Origin of the sequence: Kordia sp. (assembly GCF_965224175.1) — a bacterium.
In the GTDB taxonomy this organism is placed as follows: Bacteria; Bacteroidota; Bacteroidia; order Flavobacteriales; family Flavobacteriaceae; genus Kordia.
The window spans coordinates 78,343-104,672 of sequence record NZ_OZ245041.1 but is presented as its reverse complement, the minus strand read 5'-3'; the positions used below and the strand labels follow the sequence as shown (position 1 = coordinate 104,672).

General features: G+C 33.3%; 22 protein-coding genes. 12 read left to right on the top strand and 10 right to left on the bottom strand.

The window, feature by feature from the left end; all coding sequences use genetic code 11:
- Window positions 1-465: 465 nt before the first annotated feature.
- From ACOQOS_RS00475 to ACOQOS_RS00465, 3 genes are read right to left on the bottom strand one after another with little or no spacing between them, the layout of a single operon-like run.
- A complete protein-coding gene (locus tag ACOQOS_RS00475) occupies window positions 466-1,098 on the bottom strand; it encodes a CPBP family intramembrane glutamic endopeptidase (protein WP_420572997.1) in 633 nt (210 codons plus the stop codon).
- Window positions 1,099-1,995, bottom strand: coding sequence for a sterol desaturase family protein (locus ACOQOS_RS00470; protein ID WP_420572996.1), 897 nt, complete (start codon window positions 1,993-1,995; stop codon window positions 1,099-1,101). It lies immediately after the preceding gene.
- A 32-nt stretch (window positions 1,996-2,027) separates the two neighbouring features.
- Complete coding sequence (locus ACOQOS_RS00465; protein WP_420572995.1) at window positions 2,028-2,489, bottom strand: Lrp/AsnC family transcriptional regulator; 462 nt, start codon at window positions 2,487-2,489, stop codon at window positions 2,028-2,030.
- Between the two features lie 154 nt (window positions 2,490-2,643).
- On the opposite strand from ACOQOS_RS00465, the gene ACOQOS_RS00460 reads away from it, so the two are divergent.
- Together ACOQOS_RS00460 and ACOQOS_RS00455 are read left to right on the top strand one after the other, a co-directional pair.
- The gene (locus tag ACOQOS_RS00460; protein ID WP_420572994.1) at window positions 2,644-3,858 is read left to right on the top strand and encodes an aminotransferase class I/II-fold pyridoxal phosphate-dependent enzyme; all 1,215 of its coding nucleotides are present in this window, start codon (window positions 2,644-2,646) and stop codon (window positions 3,856-3,858) included.
- 212 nt (window positions 3,859-4,070) lie between these two features.
- Window positions 4,071-4,322, top strand: a complete 252-nt coding sequence (locus ACOQOS_RS00455; protein WP_420572993.1) for a hypothetical protein — start codon at window positions 4,071-4,073, stop codon at window positions 4,320-4,322.
- 8 nt (window positions 4,323-4,330) lie between these two features.
- Here ACOQOS_RS00455 and ACOQOS_RS00450 read toward each other — a convergent pair whose 3' ends face one another.
- The gene (locus ACOQOS_RS00450; protein WP_420572992.1) at window positions 4,331-5,362 is read right to left on the bottom strand and encodes a metal-dependent hydrolase; all 1,032 of its coding nucleotides are present in this window, start codon (window positions 5,360-5,362) and stop codon (window positions 4,331-4,333) included.
- A 102-nt stretch (window positions 5,363-5,464) separates the two neighbouring features.
- Between ACOQOS_RS00450 and ACOQOS_RS00445 the strand changes: the two genes are divergently transcribed.
- Window positions 5,465-7,138: a Na+/H+ antiporter NhaC family protein gene (locus tag ACOQOS_RS00445; RefSeq protein WP_420572991.1), complete on the top strand. Its 1,674-nt coding sequence runs from the start codon at window positions 5,465-5,467 to the stop codon at window positions 7,136-7,138.
- Between the two features lie 240 nt (window positions 7,139-7,378).
- Here the strand turns inward: ACOQOS_RS00445 and ACOQOS_RS00440 are convergent, their stop codons facing one another.
- Both ACOQOS_RS00440 and ACOQOS_RS00435 read right to left on the bottom strand, forming a co-directional pair.
- The gene (locus tag ACOQOS_RS00440) at window positions 7,379-8,029 is read right to left on the bottom strand and encodes a response regulator (RefSeq protein ID WP_420572990.1); all 651 of its coding nucleotides are present in this window, start codon (window positions 8,027-8,029) and stop codon (window positions 7,379-7,381) included.
- A gap of 10 nt (window positions 8,030-8,039) precedes the next feature.
- Entirely contained in the window at window positions 8,040-10,022 is a 1,983-nt protein-coding gene (locus ACOQOS_RS00435) for a tetratricopeptide repeat protein (protein WP_420572989.1), read from the bottom strand.
- Between the two features lie 316 nt (window positions 10,023-10,338).
- Between ACOQOS_RS00435 and ACOQOS_RS00430 the strand changes: the two genes are divergently transcribed.
- From ACOQOS_RS00430 to ACOQOS_RS00420, 3 genes are read left to right on the top strand one after another with little or no spacing between them, the layout of a single operon-like run.
- Window positions 10,339-10,980, top strand: a complete 642-nt coding sequence (locus ACOQOS_RS00430; protein ID WP_420572988.1) for a peroxiredoxin — start codon at window positions 10,339-10,341, stop codon at window positions 10,978-10,980.
- Between the two features lie 10 nt (window positions 10,981-10,990).
- A complete protein-coding gene (locus tag ACOQOS_RS00425; protein WP_420572987.1) occupies window positions 10,991-11,305 on the top strand; it encodes a thioredoxin family protein in 315 nt (104 codons plus the stop codon).
- Window positions 11,306-11,319: 14 nt separating this feature from the next.
- Window positions 11,320-11,577: a DUF6952 family protein gene (locus tag ACOQOS_RS00420; RefSeq protein ID WP_420572986.1), complete on the top strand. Its 258-nt coding sequence runs from the start codon at window positions 11,320-11,322 to the stop codon at window positions 11,575-11,577.
- Between the two features lie 76 nt (window positions 11,578-11,653).
- On the opposite strand, the gene katG is transcribed toward ACOQOS_RS00420, so the two are convergent.
- The gene (gene katG, locus ACOQOS_RS00415) at window positions 11,654-13,831 is read right to left on the bottom strand and encodes a catalase/peroxidase HPI (protein ID WP_420572985.1); all 2,178 of its coding nucleotides are present in this window, start codon (window positions 13,829-13,831) and stop codon (window positions 11,654-11,656) included.
- 209 nt (window positions 13,832-14,040) lie between these two features.
- Here katG and tpx point away from each other — a divergent pair, with 209 nt between their 5' ends.
- From tpx to ribB, 6 genes are all read left to right on the top strand, one after another.
- Window positions 14,041-14,547 carry a thiol peroxidase gene (tpx, locus tag ACOQOS_RS00410; RefSeq protein WP_420572984.1) on the top strand — a complete coding sequence of 169 codons (507 nt, stop codon included), beginning with the start codon at window positions 14,041-14,043 and terminating at the stop codon, window positions 14,545-14,547.
- A complete protein-coding gene (locus ACOQOS_RS00405) occupies window positions 14,540-14,902 on the top strand; it encodes a diacylglycerol kinase family protein (RefSeq protein WP_420572983.1) in 363 nt (120 codons plus the stop codon). Before tpx ends, ACOQOS_RS00405 begins: the two co-directional genes overlap by 8 nt.
- A gap of 220 nt (window positions 14,903-15,122) precedes the next feature.
- Window positions 15,123-17,588, top strand: a complete 2,466-nt coding sequence (locus ACOQOS_RS00400; protein ID WP_420572982.1) for a DNA translocase FtsK — start codon at window positions 15,123-15,125, stop codon at window positions 17,586-17,588.
- A gap of 1 nt (window position 17,589) precedes the next feature.
- The gene (locus tag ACOQOS_RS00395; protein ID WP_420572981.1) at window positions 17,590-18,231 is read left to right on the top strand and encodes a LolA family protein; all 642 of its coding nucleotides are present in this window, start codon (window positions 17,590-17,592) and stop codon (window positions 18,229-18,231) included.
- Between the two features lie 74 nt (window positions 18,232-18,305).
- The gene (locus tag ACOQOS_RS00390; protein ID WP_420572980.1) at window positions 18,306-20,225 is read left to right on the top strand and encodes an LptF/LptG family permease; all 1,920 of its coding nucleotides are present in this window, start codon (window positions 18,306-18,308) and stop codon (window positions 20,223-20,225) included.
- Window positions 20,226-20,327: 102 nt separating this feature from the next.
- Window positions 20,328-21,476 (top strand): 3,4-dihydroxy-2-butanone-4-phosphate synthase, encoded by a 1,149-nt coding sequence (ribB, locus tag ACOQOS_RS00385; protein ID WP_420572979.1) that lies wholly within the window; start codon window positions 20,328-20,330, stop codon window positions 21,474-21,476.
- A gap of 1,057 nt (window positions 21,477-22,533) precedes the next feature.
- Here the strand turns inward: ribB and ACOQOS_RS00380 are convergent.
- The 3 genes from ACOQOS_RS00380 to ACOQOS_RS00370 form a co-directional block, all read right to left on the bottom strand.
- Window positions 22,534-23,085 (bottom strand): NUDIX hydrolase, encoded by a 552-nt coding sequence (locus ACOQOS_RS00380; protein ID WP_420572978.1) that lies wholly within the window; start codon window positions 23,083-23,085, stop codon window positions 22,534-22,536.
- Window positions 23,086-23,635: 550 nt separating this feature from the next.
- Window positions 23,636-23,800 carry a hypothetical protein gene (locus ACOQOS_RS00375; RefSeq protein WP_420572977.1) on the bottom strand — a complete coding sequence of 55 codons (165 nt, stop codon included), beginning with the start codon at window positions 23,798-23,800 and terminating at the stop codon, window positions 23,636-23,638.
- A 30-nt stretch (window positions 23,801-23,830) separates the two neighbouring features.
- Window positions 23,831-26,287, bottom strand: a complete 2,457-nt coding sequence (locus ACOQOS_RS00370; protein ID WP_420572976.1) for a tetratricopeptide repeat protein — start codon at window positions 26,285-26,287, stop codon at window positions 23,831-23,833.
- Between the last annotated feature and the right edge of the window lie 43 nt (window positions 26,288-26,330).

Genomic DNA, 26,330 nt, shown 5'->3' with positions numbered 1-26,330 from the left:
AATTTTTGGTTATGTGCAATATTATCTATTATTTTCAGTGACTGAAAAAAGATAAACGTACTTTTTTTAAGGCTTTTACATTTTTTTAATAGAAAAATTAAGACTACTTTAAAGTAATTGTTAAAAAAAAATGGTTTTAACAAGTCTAAAGTTACACAAATGCAACTCAGTTGCGTTTTTGTTAAAAATATTACTTACTGAGCAAAATATCATAAATTTGTCATATGGCAGGCATACTAAACACTGATTGATTCCTCTTAGATTGTTAAACTTTTTCCACTGTTGAATACGTTTTTGCGAGAAACATAGCAACGTGACAATCTGTTTCTTTTGCAATTACATTTTCTTAATGTTTGTTTTAAAGGCTATAGATTTGAGAAACGATTGAACTTTGTTTTTTCGTTTATTTAAAGACCGCTGAGGAAACTACTAATACCTTTCTCCTAAATTGACACATATTCCTGACTAACTAGGAAACCCTAACATTTCTCCCATTCCAACCGTAAACAACCAACTACCATAAATAGCATGTTCTATAGAAACCAATAAGGTTGAGCGTGTTTTTTGAAACGTAAATGCAAAGAGAATTCCGCCAAGGAATGTTAAGATTAAGACCAAAATATTTTTGAAGAAAAAATGTGCTAAACAGAATACAATGGCATTGATAAATATAAGCAGATTCTTGTTTTTGAATAAGGATTCATAGCGTACAAAGAAAAACGTACGATAGATTACTTCTTGTGGATATACAGAAAATAAGCTATATACAAACAAAATGATGATCCACAGTAAAGGTTTGGTTCTTGCTACAATAAATAATTTTGAAGCATCTGTAAAATACACATATATCATTGTTAGCAACGCTATTGTACACAATAAAACTAGTGTTCTTCTCCAAAACATTTTCCAATCTAAGGATTTGTTGATTTTGAATTGTTGCTTTTCTACCTTGAGTAATATTAAAATAACATAAATAAACCCAATTAAAATAGACGCTATTTTTATATAAATAGGATACGTAAGTACTAAACTCACAGGTAATGCAATGAATAGCAAAAAGAATTCTGTAAGTTTATATGAAGTACTTTGTAACTGCATTTATTTTGCTTTTTCTTTGATTTCTTGTTGTATTTGTTTGGAGGTTTTTCGAGAACCGTCATGACTCCAACCTGGAGGATAAAATACGTATTTTAAACGTTGGCTCCAATTAATATCTGACCGTTTTACATCATTCCAAATTGATTTCCATTCGTGAAATACTATATTTATTGGACCTTTGTCTTCCAGTTTTGACGTTAAACCATAGGTAATTGGCTCATAATCGTCTTCTTCTTTTTGAAAAGTTCCGAACATTCGATCCCAAATAATTAAAAACATCCCCATATTTTTATCTAAATACTTTCCATTGGAAGCGTGATGTACTCTATGATGCGATGGCGTGACTAAAATCCACTCTAAGAATCCCATTTTCTTTACGGACTCTGTATGTACTAAGGTTCCGTAAATTTGAAGAATTGCATACGCAGCCATGACATGCAACGGATGAAATCCCACTAAAGCTAGCGGACAAAAGAATAAATATCTATACAACGGCTGAAATACAGAAGCTCTGAACCCTGTCGATATATTAAAGTATTCCGAATTATGATGTGTTACATGAACTGCCCAAAAGAAACGACTATAATGATCTACGTAGTGCTGAACGTAATAAGCAAAATCTTGTAATATAAAAACACCAATCCAATACCAAAGTGTGAATTCTAAATCAAAAATTCTATAATAATAGAAAAATAACATGATGGCAAATGAAGCGCCTTTCATTAGCAAGTCGAGTCCAAAATTAAACAATGCTACATACACATTAGTCGCTGTATCGCCTACTGTATATAATTTTCGCTTCAAAAAATAAGAATAGATCATTTCACCTATAATTGCCGTAGCATGTATAGGAACGCTTAACATGTATATAAATTCTTGTGTAAGATACTTCTCCATTGCTGAAAAAAGATAAAAATAAAAAAACTAGATTATACAGAAATTGCTGTTGTATGTTTTACTTCTTCAATGACAAATATACTATGTGTATTTCCAATATTGGGTATTGCCGTCAGTTTTGTAATCATAAAGTCGCGATATTCCTCCATATCTTTCACCAAAACTTTAAGAATATAATCATAATCGCCGCTTACATGATAACATTCTAATACTTCATCTAGTTTTAAAACTTCACGTTCAAATCGTTTTACAAAGTCTTTTGAATGCTGCGTTAAACGTACATGACAATACGCCATAAAACTTTTTGCTATTTTCTTTTTATCTAAAAGCGCTACATAATTTTTTATTACTTCTGCTTTCTCTAATTTTTTAATTCGCTCATAAACAGCCGTAACAGACAATTTTAATGTGTTTGAAAGCTCTTTTGTCGTCTGCTTGCTATCGGTTTGTAATAGCTTTAGTAATGTTTTATCTGTTTGATCAAGTTTCAACATGGAAAAAAATCTATTAGTACGTATTAATAAAAGTATTCTATTTTATTTCATCTACAATTATTCAAATTTATAGTTTTATTTTCTACCAACTAAAATAATAATTGATTTTAATTCATAATATTAAGAATTTTGATTGTTTTTAAAATCTATTGACATGAAATTTAATCCAGCAAATAATATTCAAGACTTACAATATTTTGGTGAATTTGGAGGTGTAAATCCTTCTATTTCAGATTCGTCTACCTATACATTTCTTTCAGCAAAAACTATGTTTGACACATTTGAAGGAAATGCAGATGGTTGCTATTTATATTCAAGACATACTTCTCCGAGTAATTTATATTTAGGAGAAGCGTTAGCTGCCATGGAAGGAACAGAAACCGCTAACGTTTCTGCTTCAGGAATGGGCGCTATAACACCTGTATTATTACAATTGTGTAAAAGTGGCGATCATATTGTTTCGAGCAGAACAATTTATGGTGGAACGTATGCCTTTTTAAAAAATTTTACACCACGATTTAACATTGAGACTTCATTTGTAGACATTACAAAATTAGCTACCGTAGAAGCTGCCATTACTCCAAACACAAAAGTATTATACTGCGAGTCCGTCAGTAATCCTTTGTTGGAAGTTGCGGATATTGCTGGCTTAGCTAAAATTGCTAAAAAGCACAATTTAAAATTAGTAGTTGATAATACTTTTTCTCCATTATCAATTGCGCCAGCAAAATTAGGAGCAGACGTTGTTATTCACAGTTTAACAAAATTTATAAATGGTTCCAGTGATACTGTTGGTGGTGTTGTTTGCGGAACGCAAGCTTTTATTGACGAATTGAGAAATGTAAATGACGGTGCTAGCATGTTATTAGGTTCTACGATGGATAGTTTACGAGCTGCTTCCGTTTTAAAAAATTTAAGAACTCTTCATATTCGTATGAAACAACATAGTTTCAATGCATCATATTTAGCCAAAATGTTTGAAAATGATGGCTTAAAAACTGTATATCCAGGATTAGCTTCACATCCGTCACATGAATTATTTAAAAACATGATGAACGAAGATTATGGTTTTGGAGGTATGTTAACCATTGATGTTGGAAGTATTGAAAAAGCCAACGAATTAATGGAATTAATGCAAAAACGCAATCTAGGATACTTAGCAGTAAGTCTAGGCTTTTATAAAACACTATTCAGTGCACCAGGCACATCAACTTCCTCTGAGATTCCAGAAGATGAACAAGCAGCAATGGGCTTAACAGATGGCTTGATTCGATTCTCTGTCGGTTTGGATAGTGATATCAAACGAACGTATCGTATTATGCGTGAATGTATGGAAGAACTGAATATATTGGCAACTGTAATGGTATAATTTGCAATGTTTAGTTAAACGTAAAAAGAGCATCTTTCGATGCTCTTTTTTATTTCTCCATCTTACTTACACAATGTCAAGAAATTACCTAAGTAGTTCCACTTGTTTATCAATAAAAAGTGCCTGATTACGGTTTTCCGTAAAACCATCTTACTGTTTTTAATTATTATTGGTCTCCACTAAGCATACTAAAAACTTAACCCCGAAATTGTATGAGCAAAAACGTCTACATACTAAGAAAAAGCAAAGAAAATGGAGAATTACATCTTTTTTTAGCCAAATCTACAGACGAGAACGAATGCAAGTCACAACAAAAATCTATTTGCGGTCGTATGGATATTGAAGAACCTTCACAAACTATTTTTTCATGTCAACCAGAAGATAGAGCGCGAACACAATGCGCAAAAATAGGTAGAGAAATGTGCTCAACATGTGTGAGTCACTTGTATATGGACAAGATTTAAGCAAAATATTATTTCCCTTTAATACGTTCCCAGAAAATCCCTAGCACATCCCAAATTGTCATGTTTTTGTCAAATTCTGGAGCAAAAGGTTTCATATCGAGTCGATCACCATTTTTAAATATGGTAAACGAAAATACTGCCGATTTACCATTTCCTGTATCTATGGAAGGATAACGCAAATCACTATAGAGAAAAGAACCATCCTTATTCTCTAAAAGATTGTAATAATCATTACTAAACCACGCTAATGACTTTAAATCTGGATTTGATCTTGACAATACATTATGATTTTTAGGAATTTGTTTCCAATCCGTAAAAACATCTTTTGTATCAAACAAAGAATAAAAACCAACATAATAATCAGTTTCAGTTTCCGCAATTCCGTACCACAAAACATTGTTGAGAATAGATGCCTCTGTATTGTAACGCTTGTATTGTATTTCTTTTTGAGCTAATGTTTTTTCAAATATAGAATTGATATACAATTTATTTCCAAGAGTAAACAACATGTACACTGAACTAATTCCAAAGCCAAGTTTTAGCCATAATTTTCGCTTCGGATTCTTTCTATTGAAAAACATCATGACAATTAAACACAATAAAAATGGTATCGTATACGAAGGATCTGCCACCGAAATATTACTAAAAGCTACACGATAATTACTGAATGGTAAAAATAACTGTGTTCCGTATCCTGTGAAGCAATCTAAAATAGGATGTGTAAAAATTGACAAAAAAAACAGCCAAGTCCAATCTTTCTGCGTTGTAGTTCCTTTCCGTTTTCCATAATTATAGAGTTTATAGAGCAGCCAACCGAAGAGCAAAGCTGCTAGAATTGCAAAGAGAATAGAATGCATAAACCCTCTATGAAACAACATGGCGTCTATTTGATTATCATAAATCCATTTTCCCACAAAAACATCTAAATCGGGAATCGTTCCGCCAATAGCACCAAACAATAACGCTTTGTTCCCTATTTTTTTCCCCATAGCAGCTTCTCCACAAGCGGCTCCAAGTACAATTTGCGTCAATGAATCCATAAAATAATCTTAATTATAAGTTTGCAAAGGTACATAACCAAATTCATTTGCATACTAGTTTACAAAATCGTAACATTACGCTAGGAAACCAACCGAATTATTATGCAAGAAGAAAACAATATTTCTGAAACGAAAGCAAATGACCAAACCATCATCAACAATAAAGAATTAAACATATTGGAAGCCTTAATTCCTGTTGTTATTTTGATGGGATTATTGGCTTACAACATTTTTTTTGTAGAAGGACAAGAATGGTTTGGAGCATATACCAACCAAATTATATTACTAATTGGTGGTAGTGTTGCCATGATTAATGGTTTTTTCAATAAAGTCTCCTTAGGCTTAATGCTAAAAGAAATTTGGGAAAACTTGCGCAGTGTTTTTGTTCCAATTATGATTTTATTTCTTGTTGGAGCATTGGCGGGAACTTGGTTAATTAGTGGCATTATTCCTGCAATGGTTTATTACGGTTTACAGGTACTAAGTCCCGAAATATTTTTACCGGCATCCGTAATTATTGCTGCTATTATTTCTATTGCTACAGGTAGCAGTTGGACTACTTCTGCTACGGTTGGTATTGCTTTAATAGGAATTGGTAGTGCCTTAGGAATTCCTACTGGAATGATTGCTGGAGCTGTAATTTCAGGAGCTTATTTTGGAGATAAAATGTCTCCTTTGAGTGATACAACAAACTTAGCACCTGCAATGGCTGGAACCGATTTGTTTACACATATTCGTTACATGACATTTACTACAGTGCCAACGATAGTAATTACATTGGTTGTATTTGCCATATTGAGTTCAACTATAGAAACTAACGGTAATGCAGATACTGCTTTTATTCTTGAAACCATACGTACAAACTTCAATATTACACCTTGGTTGTTTGTAGTTCCATTAGCAGTAATCGCGTTAATTTTACTAAAAACAAAACCTTTAATCGCCTTATTAACTGGTGTAGTTCTTGCAGCTATTTTTGCTTTTATTTTTCAACCAGATGTCATGAAAAAGCTTTCTGATTCTAAAATGGAAGTAGTAACTAATGCTGTTTTAACGGATACAAATATTGAAATTCCAGATGCGCAATACGTAGCTACATTCTCTGAAGAAGAGCTTAAAACGATTAAGGCAGATGGAGATTTGAAAAATATTTTTACTGATGATGATGTAAAGAAGATTTACACCAAAGAAGATTTAGCAAAAGTATTCGCTAGTTATTCATATTCGCAAGAAAAATTACTATCTAAAGCTGATAATCTAGACAAACTGATCACGATTAAACGCTTGAAAAAATTGTTTGGTTCTGGCGGAATGAACGGAATGTTATGGACTATTTATTTAATTATTTGCGCCATGGTTTTTGGTGGTGTGATGGATGCCATTGGCGCATTATCAAGAATTACGCAAGCATTATTAAAAATGGCAACCAGCGTATTTGGATTGTTTGCTAGTACTGTAGCAAGTTGTTTAGGACTGAATGTTATTGCTTCCGATCAGTATTTAGCCTTAGTAATTCCTGGAAAAATGTTTAAACAAGCCTATGAAGACAGAGGTTTAGCTCCTGAAAATTTAAGTAGAACCTTAGAAGATTCTGGAACAGTAACTTCTGTGTTAATTCCTTGGAATACTTGTGGAGCTTATCAATCTGGTGTTTTAGGCGTTGGAGTTGGTGAATATTTTATGTACGCAATTTTCAATTGGCTGAGTCCATTTACCACTTTATTGTTTGCAGCTTTCAAAATCAAGATCAGACAGCTACAAGGAAAAACAGCATAACATATGATTTAAAAAAGATTGTTTAAAAAGTTAAAACTTGTCAAATCGAATTAAGTTAGTTTTTCTTTTTAGTCAACTATTTCAGGTAAGTCCGCGAAGCATCAACGGAAACGATTAAAAACATTTCTACGCAAGTGTCGGAGCATTTACATCTCGATTATCGGATTAAAACAAATGTGATGAGATTCTGAATCAAGTTCAGAATGACGTATCAAATCGTTTTTTAACAATCTTTTTAGTTTACAACAAACGATGTCTTCTCGCCTTTTCTACGGCTTGAATTTTATTATGTACTTGTAGTTTTTTGTAGATGTTTTCAATATGCTTTCGAACTGTAGCAGGCGACACAAATAGTTTTTCTGCTATTACCTGATAACCAAAACCTTTGCTCAATTGTTCTAGCACTTCTTTTTCGCGTTTACTCAGTTTAATTTCTTCGTTAACTTCGTATTGTTGAATGTTTGCCGTTTGTAATATTTTTAGCGTTTTCATCGCAATACTAGGTGTCATTGTTGCGCCGCCATTCATCACATCTAGAATTCCTTTGTGCAATTCTTCCGCCGTAGCTTCTTTTAATAAATAACCATTTGCTCCAGATTGAATGGATTGTAAGATATTTTCATCGTCATCAAATACCGTAATCATTACTATTTTTATGTCAGGATACTGTTTTTTAAGCAGTTTTGTAGCTTCAATACCATTCATATTTGGCATTTTGATATCCATCAACACAAGATCAATTTCATTGTTTTTTGCTAACTTCTCTATGAGTTCCTTTCCATCACGAGCGCGAAAAGTATAGGTCAAATTTTCTCTAAAAAATGATAGCTTTTCAATGAGCGAATTGGCTAAAAAAGTATTGTCTTCTGCGATGGCAATTTTATAATTCATATGTATTCAGCTAAATAGTTTTAGTAACCGTTTTATCAATCGTAAGTTGTACAGTAGTTCCGTGTGCTTTTTGCGAAATAATATTTAATTTACTGTATATTTCTTCCGCGCGAAGCTTCATGTTTTCAAGTCCATTACCTTCTACATTATCTATAGTTTCAAATCCGTTTCCATCATCGTTAATAGTTAATACATACTGATCATTGGTTTCTTTGAATTGAATTGAAATCATCTTAGAGTCCGCATGTTTTATGGCATTGTTGATCGATTCCTGCATGATTCTAAAAATATTAATTCCCACTAAAGATGAAAACGTAGTATTTTCAGAAACTTCATTCGAAAACTCAATAACCGCGCCTGTCAATACCTTAGCTTGCCCAATATGATTCATCATACGCGTCTCCAAATCTTCAAAACGTATTGCGTCCATATTCATTGCCCAAATAGTATCTCGCAATTGATTGATGGTGTTTCGAGTAAAAAAATTAATCGTTGATAGACGCTCAGTAAAATCGGGCGTTGCATCTTTCAAACTATATTTTAAGTTATCAATAGAAGAAATAATAAAGGTTAATTGCGAACCAATATTGTCATGTAAATCACGTGAAATTTTTAAGCGTTGTTCATGGAGTTTATTTTGCGTTTCTACCTTGAGTAAAGCATCTTTTAATTCATGTTCTTTTTGTAATTGTTTATTTTTCAGCTTTTGCTGATTGTATACTAAATATCCTAAAGCTAATAACACTAAAACACCTGCTAACATCCCATAAATAGTGGTATTTTTTTGTGAAATGCTTGCGTTTTTCTCTGCAATTTTAGCACGCTGTAAAAGAATTTCTTTTTCTTTTTCGGAAGACTGATATTTTTCTAAGATCTCTGTTGTTGCAATAATTTCTTCTTCTTTTTGGATAGAATCTTGCAAATTGATCGTTCTTTGATAGTAATCAGTAGCATTTTTATAATCACCTAATTCTCGATATGCATTTGCCATTCTTCGCGTGGCTTTGCTTTTTATCATCTTTTGAGAATCATCTAAATTAGCCAACGCAATGGTATACGCATCGATAGCTGCTTGATACTTTCCTTGATCATAATACGCAATTCCCAACAACTGAATGTTTTTTGCTCTGTGTTTTCGTGAGTTGAATCGTTGATAAATTTCATCTGCTTTTTGTAGATAATAGATTACGGAGTCCTTTTGTTGTAATTGCTGATAAGTCTTTCCTAAACTATTATAACTTGTTGCCAAACCTCTAACATCATTTACTTTTTGTTTCGTAGCAACAGATTTTTGTCCGTAATACACACAGGAATCTAGCTTTTTTAACGCTGAAAAATTCATAACCATATTCGTATAAGAAGCGCCCATTCCGTACGTATCTTTGATTTCCTTCCGAATAGCTAAGCTTCGCTTGTGATAAGTATTTGATTCTTCATGTCGTTTTAATTTAGAAAGCAACAAACCTATATTATTCAAACTATTGGCTTGTCCTTTTTGTTGACCGAGTTCTTCAAAGATTTTATAAGAACTCAAATAATAATCCATCGCTTCCTTATAGTTTTCTTTTCCCCAATAAATCAATCCTTTGTTATTAAATACGGAAGCCATTGCGTCTTTGTCATTATGTTTTTCAGCAATCTTAAACGCTTTGTCATATATATATAACGAGCTATCTTTTTTTCCTGCTATGTCATAATAAATTCCTTTTCGCAGTAGCGAACGTGTAATTAGATGTGAATTGACTATAGTTTCACTTTTTTGCAACGCTATTTCTGAAAGTTGTCGGGAAACTTCAGGTTTTGAATATGCATACTTAAAAAATACTTTGTGTAGATATTGTATTTGCAATGAATCATTTCCTTTCGTTTGAGCAACATTAGCAATACTATCAATAATTGCTTGATTGGATTGTGCGTAAGAAATACCAAATACAAATTGTATCAAACAAACAACTATAAAAACTTTATTTGTAAACCGCTGAATTAATTTCATACACAAAAAAATCTGATTAATTTAATCATTCTAATTCTATAATAAGGTAGACGCTTTTCGATAGAATTCCAAAATAAAACACATTTTCACTTCTTCAAATCAAGGCAAATCTCCTAGAAATTAGCCATTTAAAAAATACGCCATCTGACGTATTTAAAACCTACTATAAGCTTAGTTTATATTTTATAAAACTTAATATAAATGATATCTATTGCTCGATAAAAAATTCAAATTTTCTTTATCAAAATGTCTGTTCTTCTTAGCTATATTTGCGCTCGTAAATTAATCACAACAACATAAAAAAATAAATACGATTATGGCAATAGTAGGAAAGAAATTCCCAGATTTAAACGTTGATGCAATGAATGAAATGGGAGATACTTTTAAACTAAATGTTTTAGAAGAAGCAGTAAACAACAAGAAGAAAGTATTATTATTCTGGTACCCAAAAGATTTTACTTTTGTTTGTCCAACAGAATTACACGCTTTTCAAGCTGCTTTAGGAGAGTTTGAAAAAAGAAATACAATTGTAATCGGAGCATCATGTGATACTCCTGAAGTACACTTTGCTTGGTTAAATACTGAAAAAGACAATGGAGGAATTGAAGGTGTAACGTATCCTTTGTTAGCTGATAGCAACCGTAACTTATCTAGTATTTTAGGTATTTTGGATGTTAAAAATGAAGTATATGACGAAGAAACAGGAACTGTTCAAGTTGAAGGAGATAATGTAACATACAGAGCGACATACTTAATTGACGAAGAAGGAACTGTTTTCCATGAAGGAATCAACCATATGCCAGTTGGAAGAAACGTGAACGAATATATCCGTTTGATTGATGCATACACACATGTACAAGAAAAAGGAGAAGTTTGTCCTGCAAACTGGGAAGAAGGAAAAGAAGCAATGAACGCTGACAGAAAAGGTGTTGCTGAATACTTAGCTGCAAACGTATAAATCATATAAGATGGTTCAAGAATTAGATCAAGATAACTTACAAGAATTAGTGTCTAACAACGATACTGTTGTAGTGCAATATTCTGCTTCTTGGTGCGGAAATTGCCGTATTATGAAACCTAAAGTAAAAAAACTAGCACGTGAGCTGGATGGAGTAACTTTTATCATCGCTGATGCGGAAAAATTCCCTGAATCAAGACAATTGGCTACTGTAGACAATTTACCAACATTCGCTACTTTTAAAAATGGAGCGTTTGTAAATCAAGTTCAAACCAACAAATTTGACGTGCTAAAAGAACTCGTTGATGAAGTTGCGCTTAATTAATAAAACAATATTTAATGAAATTACCTGTAATTAAACACTTAACACAATTCATTGCTGATAATGACGAAGATTATGTTATCGAAACTATTGAAACATTAGAAGCATTAACGGAAGTTCCTTCATTGAAAGATGAAGAATTAGATGTAATTGGTGAATTAATCTCTAACATGTACGGCGCTATTGAAGTACATAAAATGGAGAAAGAAGGAACACCTAGAAAAGAAGCCTTAAACGGTTTTATGCAACGTGTTATGGGTTCTATTGATAAGTAGTTCATTACATATCACGACAAACGAAAAAGTCACTTCAATTGAAGTGACTTTTTTTATAATATATGTTTCGGTAAATCTAAGCTAGATCAAATCTATCTAAATTCATCACCTTTGTCCAAGCTGCGATAAAGTCATGTACAAACTTTTCTTTAGCATCTTCTGCTGCATACACTTCTGCAACTGCTCTCAATTCAGTATTTGATCCAAAAATTAAATCGGCACGTGTTCCTACAAACTTAATGTTTCCAGTTTTTCTATCACGTCCTTCAAATACTTGTGAATCATCAGAAGTAGCTTTCCACGTGTACGTAAAGTCTAATATGTTTGCAAAGAAATCATTTGTCAAACTTCCTACAGTATCAGTAAAAACTCCATGATTAGATTCGTTGTAATTAGCTCCTAACACACGTAATCCTCCAACTAAAACACTCATTTCTGGAATAGACAAGGTAAGTAAGTTAGCGCGATCAACCAATGCATCTTCAGCAGCAGTTTTAAATCCTGCCTTCAAATAATTTCTAAATCCGTCTGCTACAGGTTTCAAATTATTGAATGATTCTACGTCTGTTTGTTCTTGTGAAGCATCTCCTCTACCTTGTGCAAAAGGAACATTCGCAGCAACTCCTGCATTTCTTGCAGCTTCCTCTACTCCTGCATTTCCAGCCAACACAATCAAATCTGCCATAGAAACTGTACCGCTAAAATCATTTTGAATTCCTTCAAGTACACTTAATACTTTATTCAATTCTACAGGATTATTTACTTCCCAACTTCTTTGTGGTTCTAAACGTAAACGTCCTCCATTTGCACCTCCACGCATGTCCGATCCTCTAAATGTTGATGCTGATGACCAAGCAGTTCTTACCAATTGTGAAACCGTTAACCCAGAAGCAAGAATCATTTTCTTTAAGCTTTCAATATCTGAATCACTTAATGTATAATCTACCTTAGGAATTGGATCTTGCCAGATCAATTCTTCTTGTGGTACTTCTGGACCTAAATAACGATCTTTTGGTCCCATATCTCTGTGCGTTAACTTAAACCAAGCTCTTGCAAAAGCATCTTCAAATGCAGCATGATCTTCATGGAAACGTTGTGAAATTTTCAAATACTCAGGATCTATCTTCAATGCCATATCTGCTGTAGTCATCATCAAAGCCTGTCGCTCGTTTGGATCTCCTGCTGTAGGAGCTGTACGTGCATTTGAAGCTGCTGTTGGTGTCCATTGATGCGCGCCTGCTGGGCTTTTTGTCAATTCCCAATCATAATTAAGTAATACATCAAAATAATCAGCATCCCATTGTATCGGATTTGGTGTCCACGGACCTTCAATTCCACTCGTAATCGTATCGTTAAGCACACCTGTCTTATATGTATTCTTCCATCCAGTGCTCATTTCTTCTATTGGAGCTCCATGCGGTTCTGCTCCCACATATTTCTCTGGATCTTCAGCTCCATGTGCTTTTCCGAATGTGTGTCCACCAGCTACCAAAGCAACTGTTTCCTCATCATTCATTGCCATTCTTTTAAATGTCACTCTAATATCGTGTGCAGACTTTAAAGGATCTGGTTCTCCATTTGGACCTTCAGGGTTCACATAAATTAATCCCATATGTACGGCTCCTAAATGATCTTCAAGCTCTCCAGTTTCATAACGTTGTTCATTACCAAGCCATTCATTTTCCATTCCCCAATATATATCTTGCTCAGGTTCCCAAACATCTTCTCGTCCACCAGCAAAACCAAACGTTTTGAATCCCATAGATTCTAAAGCACAATTTCCTGCAAGAATCATTAAATCTGCCCAAGAAATTTTTTGTCCATACTTCTTTTTAACTGGCCAAAGTAACAAACGTGCTTTATCTAAGTTTCCATTATCAGGCCAACTATTTAGTGGAGCAAAACGATGTGTTCCAGTTCCTGCACCTCCACGTCCGTCTCCTACTCTGTAAGTTCCTGCACTATGCCAAGCCATACGAATCATAAAACCTCCATAATGTCCATAATCTGCAGGCCACCAATCTTGAGAATCGGTCATTAAATCAATAACGTCTTGTTTCAACTGATCATAATCTACACTCTTGAATGCTTCAGCATAATCAAAACCTTCTCCCATAGGATCAGATTTTTGTGCATGTTGACGTAAAATATTTAATTTCAATTCATTTGGCCACCAGTCTCTATTTGTAGTTCCGCCACCGGCTACTTTTTTTGTAGTTCCATGCCCAAATGGGCACTTACCTTCGTTACTCATAATTTTTCGGATGTTTGATTAATTTATAGTGTAATTTTTATGTTCTCTAAAATTACTCAATAAAACGAACATTATCAATAAGTCAAATTGATTGTTTTTATTTTAAAATAGATTTTTACTATTCTTAAGTTGTTAAAAAATTAACGATAATTTACCATTTTTGGGATAGAAAATAGCTATTTTTAGGAACTATAAAAAACAAACAAACCATGGCATCAGTAACATTACAAGGAAATGAATTCCATACTTCTGGGGACTTACCTGAAGTTGGAGCAAAAGCTCCTGATTTTGCATTAACTGCAACAGATTTATCAACAAAAACATTAGCTGATTTTAAAGGATCAAAAGTAGTTTTAAACATCTTCCCTAGTATTGATACAGGAACTTGTGCTACTTCAGTAAGAACTTTTAATAAGGAAGCAAGCGAATTAGAAAATACCAAAGTATTGTGTATTTCTCATGATTTACCATTTGCACAAGCGCGTTTTTGTGGCGCAGAAGGTTTAGATAATGTGATCAATTTATCTGATTACAAAAACGGAAGTTTTGGAAAAGATTACGGACTTAACTTTGTTGACGGACCTTTAGATACATTACATTCACGCGTTGTTGTTGTTTTAGACGAGAACGGAGTTGTAAAATATACTGAACAAGTTGCTGAAATTGTAGATGAACCAAACTACAAAGGAGCTTTAGAAGCATTATTGGATGATTAAATTCATAAAAGGAAGAATAAAAGGAGTCGGATATGCGTTTAAAGGCGCATATCTGCTCATTACTACGGAAGCCAGTGTAAAAGCACAGTTTTTTATTGGTGTCTTAGTAACTATTGCTGGATTTTATTTTGAAATTTCCAAAACAGAATGGATGATTCAATCGTTAACTATTGGACTTATTATGAGTCTAGAAGGCTTGAATACTGCTGTTGAAGAAATTGCAGATTTCATTCACCCTGAACATCATAAAAAAATTGGACTTATCAAAGATGTAGCAGCAGGCGCAGTTTTTATATTTGCCATCGCAGCAATCATTATTGGTTGTTTTATTTACATTCCAAAATTCACACAATAACGCTGCAAATTTTTTCTTCTAAAAACTCATTTTAAAACACCTCTTTTCACAGTATCTATTTCGGTAAAACGTGCAATTGCATACACACATACAATATATAGAAGCTTCCTCGTTGTACTTACATGTAATTAGCTTAAAAAACTTTTCGCTTAAAGATTAATTTTAAATATCTTGCAGATTAAGCGTAATTTGTATTTTTGCAGTAAATAGCGATTCCTGAATGGCAAAGAAGAAACCCGTAAAGAAAACCAAAAAAACTCCTAGAGTCCCGAAATTCAAAAAGCCTGATTTTACACTAACCCGACAACATCGTATTGTATTGGGAAGTTTACTCATGCTATTTGCCGTGGCGCTATGCATTGCATTTATATCATTTTTCTTTACTTGGGAAGCTGATCAAAGTGAATTAGGACAACTTACACGCGCTACAGAAACAAAAAACTGGATGCAGAAGTTTGGTGCCAACATCAGTCACTTCTTTATTTACAGAGGATTCGGAATTGCATCTATTGTATTTGTGAGTCTATTGTTCTTTACAGGATTGCATTTGTTTTTGGATACTAAAAAGAAAGTATTCAACAATTGGTTCTGGGGAAGCATTGTTGTTATTTGGCTATCGATCTTTTTAGGTTTCTTTTTCAATTCTTTTCCCCTTTTAGGCGGAACTATTGGTTTTGAAATCAATACATTTTTACAAGATTATATTGGTAAAATAGGTGTTGGCTTGTTATTGTTGTTTGGTGCTATTATGTATTCGGTTTTACGTTTAAAGCTTACGCCAGAAAGTGTCATGGAATACTTTAACAAGAAAGCGGAAGATGTAAAAGAAGATTTTGCCGTTGAAGAAGCGATGGCAACAACTACAGAAACGAATGAAAATGCTCCAGTAGAACCAGTAGCCGAAGTTTCTCCTGAAAATGCTACCATTGAAGAAACAACTGGTAAAAAACCTTTAGAAGAAACTAAACCTGAAAAGTCTGAATTTGAATTGGCTGTTGAGAATATAGAGCCTACGATCAAAAATCATTCGCAAAGAGAAAAAGATACTTTAGAAAAAACTTCTTTCGAAGTAGAAATTCCAAAAGAAGAAGAGACTGAGATTCAAGTTGAGAATATTATTGAAGAAAAAACTGTTGCCGAAAATCTTTCTGATAAGTTAGTGAAAGAACATGGTGAGTTTGATCCGAAGTTAGAACTCGGAAACTTCCGCTTCCCTACTATTGAGCTTCTGAAAGATTATACCAATGGAAGTTCTATCACCATCAACCAAGAAGAACTCGAAGAAAACAAAAATCAAATTGTTACTACACTACGTAACTATAAAATAGAAATTGCCAGCATCAAAGCGACCGTTGGCCCAACAGTAACTTTGTATGAAATTATTCCAGAAGCTGGTGTCCGTATTTCTAAAATTAAAAACTTAGAAGATGACATTGCCTTGTCATTAGCTGCTTTAGGAATTCGTATCATTGCGCCAATGCCAGGAAAAGGAACTATTGGAATTGAAGTTCCTAATAAAAAACCTGCTATTGTTTCTATGCGTTCTGCTATTGCATCCAAAAAGTTTCAAGAAGCAGAAATGCAATTACCTATTGCTTTTGGTAAAACAATTAGCAACGAAACACTCGTTGTAGATTTAGCAAAAATGCCGCATTTATTAATGGCTGGTGCTACAGGACAAGGAAAGTCGGTTGGATTGAACTGTATTCTAACTTCCATCTTATATAAAAAACATCCTGCTGAGGTAAAATTTGTCTTGGTGGATCCGAAAAAGGTAGAATTGACATTGTTCAACAAGATTGAGCGTCATTATTTAGCAAAACTTCCAGACTCTGAAGATGCTATTATCACTGATAATTCTAAAGTAATTAATACACTAAATTCGTTGTGTATAGAAATGGATCAACGATATGATATGTTGAAAAATGCAATGTGTCGTAATATAGTTGAATACAACACAAAGTTTAAAGCTAGAAAACTAAATCCGAACGACGGACATAAGTTTTTACCATATATTGTTTTAGTTGTGGATGAGTTTGCAGACTTAATCATGACCGCAGGAAAAGAAGTAGAAACACCAATTGCACGTTTGGCTCAATTAGCGCGTGCTATTGGAATTCACTTAATCATTGCAACGCAAAGACCTTCTGTAAACGTTATTACAGGTATGATTAAAGCCAACTTCCCTGCCAGAGTTGCATTCCGCGTAATGTCGAAAATAGATTCACGTACCATTCTAGATAATTCTGGAGCCGATCAATTAATTGGTCGTGGTGATATGTTATACACGCAAGGAAACGATCTAATTCGTATACAGTGTGCTTTTGTAGATACACCAGAAGTAGAAAAAATTACAGATTTCATCGGAGCTCAAAAGGCATATCCTGAAGCTTTTTTACTTCCAGAATATGTTGGAGAAGAAAGTGGCACAAGTCTTGATATAGACATTTCAGATAGAGATAAATTATTCCGCCAAGCAGCAGAAGTAATTGTTACAGCGCAACAAGGTTCGGCATCCTTATTACAACGAAAATTAAAATTAGGATACAATCGTGCTGGTCGCTTGATAGATCAACTAGAAGCTGCGGGAATTGTGGGACAATTTGAAGGAAGTAAAGCCAGACAAGTGCTTGTTCCGGATTTAGTAGCCTTAGAACAATTATTAGAAAACGAAAAAAATGGATAAAATGAGAAAGTTAGTTTTAGTGTTTGTATTAGGAGTCTTTGCATTCAATGTAAATGCGCAGAATACTGAAAAAGCAAAAAAGCTATTAGAGGAAGTTTCTGCCAAAGTGAATAGTTATGACAATATTCAAATCGAGTTTAAATACGAATTGATAAACAAAGAAGCGAATACAAAGCAAGAATCGAAAGGAAATGTAACCTTAGAAGGTGAAAAGTATTTACTGAACTTCTTAGGATTCACTAAAATATTCGATACCAAAAAAGTCTATACAATTGTTCCTGCCAACGAAGAAGTAACTATTGCAGATGTTGATGAAGACGAAACTGCGTTATCTCCTTCAGCTATGTTAACATTCTACAAAAAAGGATACACTTATGCATGGGATATTTTACAAAATGTACGTGGTAGAAAGATTCAATACGTTAAATTAATTCCAACTGATTCAGAATCAGACATTAAAAGTGTTTTATTAGGAATTGATGTAAAAACAAAGCATATCTACAACTTAATTGAATCAGGAAAAAATGGTACAAATACCACTTTAACTGTTAATTCTTTTAAAACTAATCAGCCTTTATCAAAAAGCTTATTTATATTTGACGAATCGAAATACGAGGATTATTATATAGATAAAAACGATTAGTCTACTTGAAAATATTAGATAGATACATATTAAAGAGTTATCTCTTTACCTTCCTTACCGTGTTTGTAATATTTATGTTCATATTTATATTACAAACCGTTTGGCTTTTTATAGGTGAACTTGCAGGAAAAGGACTGGATGCAGGAATTATTTTTAAATTCTTATTGTATACAGCACCAAAACTAATTCCGTTAGTATTACCATTAAGTATATTAGTATCTTCTATTATGACTTTCGGTCGATTTGCTGAAAGCTACGAATTTGCAGCAATGAAATCTACAGGAATATCATTGCAACGCGCCATGCGAAGTTTGGTAGTATTTATCTTTTTACTTGGTGTTGCCACTTTTTTCTTTAGCAATAGCGTTATTCCATGGTCTGAGTTTAAACAATATAACTTACGTAAAAACTTAGCCAAGAAAAAACCTGCATTAGCTATTGGTGAAGGCGTTTTTAATGATATTGGAAACATCAACATTAAAGTAGATAAAAAGTATGGTGAAAACGATCAGTTGCTAGACAAAGTAATCATTCACCAAAAAGCCAGAGACAAGAAGAATCGTATTGTAATGAAGTCAAAAAATGGAGAGCTAAAAAGCAGTCCTGATTCTGACATTTTGCAAATGGTTTTATTTGATGGAAATCGCTATGAAGATGTAAAAAGTACAGATCCAAAAGAAATGTTACGCATGCAACATGCCAAAGTATCTTTTGAAAAATACATCATGAATGTAGATTTGCGCGACATCAATAAAGTAGATTTAAATTCTACAGAGCACAATACCTACAAAATGTACAATGTCAAACAATTAAATGACACCATTAAAGGTAGTGAACTCAAATATGATCAAGAGAAAGTTAGCTTTGGTGACAATATGTACAAACGAACTGGAATTGTTATCATTGAAAAAGATAGTGTTAATGCCGTTCACAAAGATTCGGTTGCCTCTTTAGGAAATCCTCTCAACATACTTACGCTAAAAAACAGAAAACGCGCCTTAGATATTTCGATCACCAATATCAAAGGACGTCGTACAACACTTGAAAATACAGACAATCGTTTCAAACGAATCGAAAAGAAAATCAATCATCAAAAAATATACATGCACGACAAATTTGCAGTAGCAATAGCATGTATCATTCTATTCTTTGTAGGCGCGCCATTAGGAGCCATCATTCGTAAAGGAGGAATTGGATTGCCAATGGTTGTTGCGATTTGTTTATTCTTAGTCTATCACTTTATAGGAATTTTTGGAAAAAACAGTGCCGAAGACGGCAGTATTCCTCCCTGGTTGGGTACTTGGCTCTCTACAATGATTATGTTACCGTTAAGTATTTACTTTACACGTAGAGCAACTTCCGACCAAGGATTATTTAGCTTCTCGCTGAAAGGTTTCTTTGTAAAGCCATTAGACGCAGATGATGAAACGACAGACGAATTAGCACCTATTACAGATGTTGATAGACAAAGTACTGATAAGTTCAATGCATTGAGCGACACACAATTGATGGATGTTGTAAAAAACTATCGTCAATATGATTATTCTGATGGAGAGCGTAGTCTTGCAATTGAACTTTTGGGAGATCGTGGCATCACAGAAGAACGTTTAAAAGTATTAGGTTCGTTTGAAAACAAACAATATAATCGTGCTCAAGAAGCTTATGAACGATTTGTAAAGAATTCAAAAAAAGCGATCATTTATTATATTCCAACACTGATTATCAGTATCATTCTACCAGTTTTAAACAACAATGTAGAAATGTCGGTTTGGCTTGCGTTGAGTATTTTAATTGTAGGGATCGTTGTTTCATTACTCTATTTGTACTATTTAATAAAATCATTTTTTAACTATCAGTCTTTATATGAAGCTTTAGATAAGAAATTAGATTTTGGAGGTATTTTAGCGTTTCTACTCCTTGGTATGCCGCTCTATTTTGTTGCTTATTTCTACACTTTACGAAATGCAAAAGACAAGATAAAGCAATTGAATTAAATTCAATTTAGCAATCAACAATACTAGAATCAATCTTTACGAGCTTTTAATTCCTCTTTTTGATAAGAATGCTTATTTTTGTGAGCAAATCATACAGAAAAAATGACCACAACTACAAAAGTGAAAGCCAATACACAATTAGACAGCATCCATGAAGCCATTGAAGACATCCGCCAAGGAAAAGTTATCATTGTGGTAGATGATGAAAATCGTGAAAATGAAGGTGATTTTTTAGCTGCTGCTGAAAAGGTAACGCCAGAAATGATCAACTTTATGGCTACACACGGACGTGGTTTGATTTGCGCACCATTAACAGAAAATCGTTGCAAGCAATTACAATTAGGTATGATGGTAAGCAACAACACAGATCCGATGGAAACGGCTTTTACGATTTCTGTAGATTTGAAAGGAAACGGAGTTACTACCGGAATTTCTGCTTCCGATCGTTCAAAAACTGTTCAAGCTTTGATTGACAGTACTACTCGCCCATTTGATTTGGCACGTCCTGGACATATTTTTCCACTTAAAGCAAAAGAAGGTGGCGTATTGCGTAGAACAGGTCATACAGAAGCTGCGATCGACTTTGCTCGTTTAGCTGGTTTAGAACCTGCTGGTGTTATTGTAGAAATCATGAACGAAGATGGAACTATGGCACGTTTGCCACAGTTGCTAGAAGTTGCCAAAAATTTCGATCTTAAGATTGTTTCTATTGAAGATCTAGTCGCATACAGAATGGAGCACGATTCTTTGATTGAAAAGAAAGAAGATTTTGATGTACAAACACGTTTTGGTGATTTCCGTATGCGTGCATATTTACAAACAACCAACAATCAAGTACATATTGCTTTAACTAAAGGAAGTTGGGCTGATGATGAACCTGTACTAACACGTATCAATTCAACATTAGTAAATGATGATATTTTAGGAACTTTGACAAATAATGCTGATAAAAAGCTAGATGATATGTTCCGTTTGATTAATGAAGAAGGAAAAGGAGCTATTATATTCATCAACCAAGATCATAGTTCGTTGAACTTACTTCACAGAATTAAAGAATTGAAATCTTTACAAAATAATGGTGAATATAAAGCGCCAAAAATTAAAATGGATTCTAAAGATTTCGGAATTGGAGCGCAAATTCTTCACGACATCAATATTAGCAAAATCAAGTTGGTAACCAATACACATCAAGAAAAACGTGTAGGTATGATTGGTTATGGCTTAGAGATTGTTGATTATGTATCGTATTGATAGACAACTTTCGTTGTTAGATTTTTAGACATGCTTTCGCGATTAGACTTATTCCCGCTTGAGCGGAAATCTTTTAGATCACTTCACTTCGATATACTCAGTGCATGCGTTATTAGATTTAGACACATTTGATACGTCTTTGCGAGGAGTATACGACGCGGCAATCTGTTTCTTGTATTAATAGACAACCTTTGTTGTTAGATTTTTAGACATGCTTTCGCGATTAGACTTATTCCCGCTTCTGCGGAAATCTTTTAGATCGCTTCACTTCGATATACTCAGTGTAAACGTTATTAGATTTAGAGATGTATGACACGTCTTTGCGAGGAATGTATGACGCAGCAATCTGTTTCTTGTATTAACAGACAACCTTCGTTGTTAGATTTTTAGACACGCTTTCGCCATTAGACTTGTTCCCGCTTGGGCGGAAATCTTTTAGATCGCTTCACTTCGATATACTCAGTGCAGACATTACTAGATTTAGATATGTCTTTGTGAGAAACATAACGACGCGGCAATCTTGTTTCTTGTATTGATAGACAACCTTCGTTGTTAGATTTTTAGACATGCTTTCGCGATTAGACTTGTTCCCGCTTCTGCGGAAATCTTTTAGATCGCTTCACTTCGATATACTCAGTGCAGACATTACTAGATTTAAATATATTTGATACGTTTTTGTGGAAGCATAACGACGGACAATTGTTTCCTGCAAAGCATCTTGAATCTTGACTCTTGACTCATTTTTCATAACTAAATACACGAATGTTTTTTTTAGACACGTTTGACACGTCTTTGCGAGGAATATATGACGCGGCAATCTGTTTCTTGTATTAATAGACAACCTTCGTTGTTAGATTTTTAGACACGCTTTCGCGATTAGACTTGTTCCCAGTTGGACGGAAATCTTTTAGATCACTTCACTTCGATATACTCAGTGCAAAAGCTATTAGATTTAGACATGTGTGATACGTCTTTGCGAGGAATATATGACGCGGCAATCTGTTTCTTGTAGAACAACTATATTCTCTGAAACAAAAGCACGTCTCACATCATCTTACTACTTAGAAAACAATCCATTCAACTTATCAAATACTTCAATTGCATACGCTTTATTAAACGGAACGTATTTCTTGGCTAGTTCGGTATCAGCTAATTCTGATTCTACTTGTGCTAATGGAATAAGTGTTACATCTGCAACTTCTTCTTCCTGTAGCTTGACGTCTAAAGGTATATCTGGAATTTCACAAGCAAAGATCGTAATGAATTCACGATCACGATAATCTTCCGCGTGTTGGTAATCGATTCGGAAGCGTCCAATTTGTTGTAGTTGTTCAGCTTGTACTTTGATTCCGAGTTCTTCTTCCGCTTCACGAACTGCGGTTTGCAGCGCAGTTTCACCACTACTTATATGTCCAGCGACAGAAACGTCCCAACAGTTTGGAAAGTTGGGTTTGATGACTGCACGCAATTGCAAGACTACTTTTCCTGTTTTGGTATACAACCACAAATGCGTTGAGGCATGGAAATGTCCGTGGCGATGTACTTCTCTTTTGGGAAGAATTTCACCTGTGGGTTTTCCGTGTTCGTCTAGGATATCGATGAGTTCCATTATTGGGTTTTGGGTTTTGGGTCGCTTTGCTTTTGGGTGTTGGGTTGGTATGTTTACTTTGTGTTTGTTTCGTAGTATAAACTCGTAAAATTATAAACTTCCATTTTTTTAAATCTGTTTTTTGTGGATTTGTCAATTTGTTTCATTCTTAACTCATCACTTTAAAATTTATCAATTCGTTAATTTGTTGCTCAAAAACCTCAACATATACTTTGACACTTCTCATAACTCATAACTAAAAAAATTGTCACGAATTCACGAATTATTTTGTACTTACTCTTGTATCATTAACACGAATTTTTAATTGGTTTTCCAAGTTAATTTTTAGAACTATTAAATGATCTTTGAAATAATTTAAAATTTAGCATTTAACACCTAACATTCAGATGTTCTATGAAATTTCTCATAACTCATAATTAAAAAAAATTGTCACGAATTCACGAATTATTTTGTATTTATTCTTGTATCATTAACACGAATTTTTAATTGGTTTTCCAAGTTAATTTTTAGAACTATTAAATGGTCTTTGAAATAATTTAAAATTTAGCATTTAACATTCATCATTCTCCTTAGCTTCATTCGCTTTCTTCACAATTGCCTTCAGTCGTGCTTTGGTCGCTTCTTTTTCTGCACGCTCTTTGTTGAGTTTACGCTGCATGAGCTTGGTGTGCTTAGCTTTGTTTTTGGTGTTTTTTTGTCCTTTGGGTTTTGGCATTGTATTTAAACTTTTAAACCACAAATATAATTATCTTAGTATATGCTTTGCCATTTCTTGAACATCTTTCAATAAAGGATATTTCTCAACTAATATTTTCATTAATTCTTTCGCTTTTGTAAAATTACCACTTTCTGCAAGTGCTCCTATATAATTACGAGTTATAAAAGGATCGCTAGGTAATAACTCTAAAGCTTTTTCGAAATGATAAAATGCATTCTTATAATCTTTTATATCAGCATACACATTCGCTATTGCTCCGTGCACTTCGACATCTCCATTCTCATAATATAAACATTTTTTGAAAGCCTCGATTGACTGTTTGTTCTTCTTTTTTCTGTTGAGATCCATTCCCTTATTAAAGAAGTCTCTATACTTATTTGCCTTATCTACATTAAAATCAATAAAAGGTATCCTACACTTATCTATTTCTTGAATAACAAAAGATTCATTCACAGTTTCTACATAAGTTTTTATCATAAAATCTTCTGAATAGAACCCGATAAAGTCTTCTAAAGTTTTAAAAGTCATTCCTTCATTATTTAAAAGAAAACATACAATGTCCATATAGTTTACTTTTAAACATCCTTCTATTACTCTATTTACATTTTCTAACGAGGAAGAAACAATCCATTTTGTTACTTTTCTATTCTTTATTTCAAAAACATCATTTTTACTATTGAAAAACTTCTCTATTTCATTCAGTTGCTTTGCGCCACCTCGATCTGTTTTTAAATATTCATTATATACATCTTTGGGATTTAAACGCAAATAAGTACGTTTTAGTTGCATTAATAATACATGATGATCATTGTATAGTACAACATCAGCATCGCCATTACCTTTCATCTTTTTTTCTTCAGCTTTATTAGGAATAAATACATGTAAACCATGTACTTTTAATAATTTACCCAGATATGGTTCTATTTTTTTAGCAGTTTTACGCCCATTGTTGTTAATTAATGCGTTCACATATACATACATATATGAAAACGAAGTGAAAAACTGAACTGAACAAAAAATACGATCTTTAAACCTTAAAAATGGTTTTGCAAACACATCATACTGTGTATCAAAACGATCAAATGTTTCTTTCTTATTTATAACTTCACTAAAAGATTCAATTAATATTTCTGTAATTCGACGGTCAAAATCAGAGCTTGCCTTCTTGTTAAGATCTTCATATTCTTTTAAAGTCATATATATAAATGGCATCTGTGCAACTCCTTGTCTTGTACTTTGCAAATTCAACCAAGCAAAAGCCATCTTCCAAGACTTTGAAAAATGAGAATTACTATTTCTTACTTCATCCAAATCATATTTATAACGTAGTAATCTATTGTAAGCAAATGCAAATATTGGAGGAACGATTTCTGATACACTTATTGTTTCGTTTTTTGTGTAATAATACTCATTCAACTCCAGATCGTGTAAAGCAGCAAATACAGATTCAATTTTTTCTTGCAATGTTTTATTTAGCTCCAGATGCTCTTTAGTTATACCAATAGGAGAATATTGATTATTCTTTATCTTTTCTTCTAAAAAATCACTCCCTCTTTTACGATAAAATAGATCAACTGAATCATAGCGAATTCCATCTAGCTTCCATCTGTAGCTAGCTTGTGGCTTTGTTACAAAATATAAAGTTTCGTAAATCAATTCTGGAGAAGTATCCGATTCAAAACTATATGGATCTATGAAGTTAGATAAAAGTAGGGTTCTACTATATATCAAATCGAAAATATTAGAAATTAACTTGTTAAGATTTGACTCTTCTTCATTATGAATACCTTCTACAAATGATTTAAAAAAATCTTCTGATTCAGATAAATTCGAGATATTAAAATGATCCTGTTTCAAAAGTAACTCCATAAAAAAGCTATACACACTTCCTAACTGTATATTGTATGCTCTAGAGTCAAATTCATAACTTTTCTTTTCAATATAGGCAACTACAGATTGTAATATGTTTTCCAAGGAATAATTTACAATAGCCTCAATACTGCTTTCTATTTCTTGCCATAATTCAATTTCTTTCTGATAAAAGAGTTCCCATACATCTTGATGTAGTTCTAAGTTTTCAGGAAGTTGTATTTCTTCTAAAAGAAAATCCAATCGCTCTTTTTTAAAGAATACTTGATTGACTCTAATAACATGAACAAAAAGTTCTGGAAATTGTTCAGATAGTTTTATCTCAAAAGCTTTAATGAAGATTGTAGAATTAGAATAGTAATTATAGAGTAATTCTACTGCAATATTTGACGAAAATAATTTTTGAAAGTTTTCTTCTTGAAGTACAAACTTTTTCCAAAAGTAAGTAGCTGACTCAAAATGTTTATCCGTTACCCACTGCCGTTTGTCTGCATCTATATATTTAAAGAAGGAAGCAATATCCAACTCTTTTAATAAAATTGTAAATGCTTCTTCGTATTTCTTTTGCTCAAACTCAGCTCTCGCTTTATTTTTTATTGTTTCTTCATCTTCCAATAGTATACGTTTAAAATATTGATATAAATTTCCATAAGTATAC

What these genes read in the sequence shown, in the direction of transcription:
- tpx (WP_420572984.1), top strand. Translation starts at nt 14,041, where the DNA reads ATGGCATCAGTAACATTACAAGGAAATGAATTCCATACTTCTGGGGAC.
- ACOQOS_RS00435 (WP_420572989.1), bottom strand. Translation starts at nt 10,022, where the DNA reads ATGAAATTAATTCAGCGGTTTACAAATAAAGTTTTTATAGTTGTTTGT.
- ACOQOS_RS00425 (WP_420572987.1), top strand. Translation starts at nt 10,991, where the DNA reads ATGGTTCAAGAATTAGATCAAGATAACTTACAAGAATTAGTGTCTAAC.
- ACOQOS_RS00420 (WP_420572986.1), top strand. Translation starts at nt 11,320, where the DNA reads ATGAAATTACCTGTAATTAAACACTTAACACAATTCATTGCTGATAAT.
- ACOQOS_RS00450 (WP_420572992.1), bottom strand. Translation starts at nt 5,362, where the DNA reads ATGGATTCATTGACGCAAATTGTACTTGGAGCCGCTTGTGGAGAAGCT.
- ACOQOS_RS00460 (WP_420572994.1), top strand. Translation starts at nt 2,644, where the DNA reads ATGAAATTTAATCCAGCAAATAATATTCAAGACTTACAATATTTTGGT.
- ACOQOS_RS00405 (WP_420572983.1), top strand. Translation starts at nt 14,540, where the DNA reads ATGATTAAATTCATAAAAGGAAGAATAAAAGGAGTCGGATATGCGTTT.
- katG (WP_420572985.1), bottom strand. Translation starts at nt 13,831, where the DNA reads ATGAGTAACGAAGGTAAGTGCCCATTTGGGCATGGAACTACAAAAAAA.
- ACOQOS_RS00430 (WP_420572988.1), top strand. Translation starts at nt 10,339, where the DNA reads ATGGCAATAGTAGGAAAGAAATTCCCAGATTTAAACGTTGATGCAATG.
- ACOQOS_RS00465 (WP_420572995.1), bottom strand. Translation starts at nt 2,489, where the DNA reads ATGTTGAAACTTGATCAAACAGATAAAACATTACTAAAGCTATTACAA.
- ACOQOS_RS00470 (WP_420572996.1), bottom strand. Translation starts at nt 1,995, where the DNA reads ATGGAGAAGTATCTTACACAAGAATTTATATACATGTTAAGCGTTCCT.
- ACOQOS_RS00395 (WP_420572981.1), top strand. Translation starts at nt 17,590, where the DNA reads ATGAGAAAGTTAGTTTTAGTGTTTGTATTAGGAGTCTTTGCATTCAAT.
- ACOQOS_RS00445 (WP_420572991.1), top strand. Translation starts at nt 5,465, where the DNA reads ATGCAAGAAGAAAACAATATTTCTGAAACGAAAGCAAATGACCAAACC.
- ACOQOS_RS00400 (WP_420572982.1), top strand. Translation starts at nt 15,123, where the DNA reads ATGGCAAAGAAGAAACCCGTAAAGAAAACCAAAAAAACTCCTAGAGTC.
- ACOQOS_RS00390 (WP_420572980.1), top strand. Translation starts at nt 18,306, where the DNA reads ATGTTCATATTTATATTACAAACCGTTTGGCTTTTTATAGGTGAACTT.
- ribB (WP_420572979.1), top strand. Translation starts at nt 20,328, where the DNA reads ATGACCACAACTACAAAAGTGAAAGCCAATACACAATTAGACAGCATC.
- ACOQOS_RS00440 (WP_420572990.1), bottom strand. Translation starts at nt 8,029, where the DNA reads ATGAATTATAAAATTGCCATCGCAGAAGACAATACTTTTTTAGCCAAT.
- ACOQOS_RS00375 (WP_420572977.1), bottom strand. Translation starts at nt 23,800, where the DNA reads ATGCCAAAACCCAAAGGACAAAAAAACACCAAAAACAAAGCTAAGCAC.
- ACOQOS_RS00475 (WP_420572997.1), bottom strand. Translation starts at nt 1,098, where the DNA reads ATGCAGTTACAAAGTACTTCATATAAACTTACAGAATTCTTTTTGCTA.
- ACOQOS_RS00455 (WP_420572993.1), top strand. Translation starts at nt 4,071, where the DNA reads ATGAGCAAAAACGTCTACATACTAAGAAAAAGCAAAGAAAATGGAGAA.
- ACOQOS_RS00380 (WP_420572978.1), bottom strand. Translation starts at nt 23,085, where the DNA reads ATGGAACTCATCGATATCCTAGACGAACACGGAAAACCCACAGGTGAA.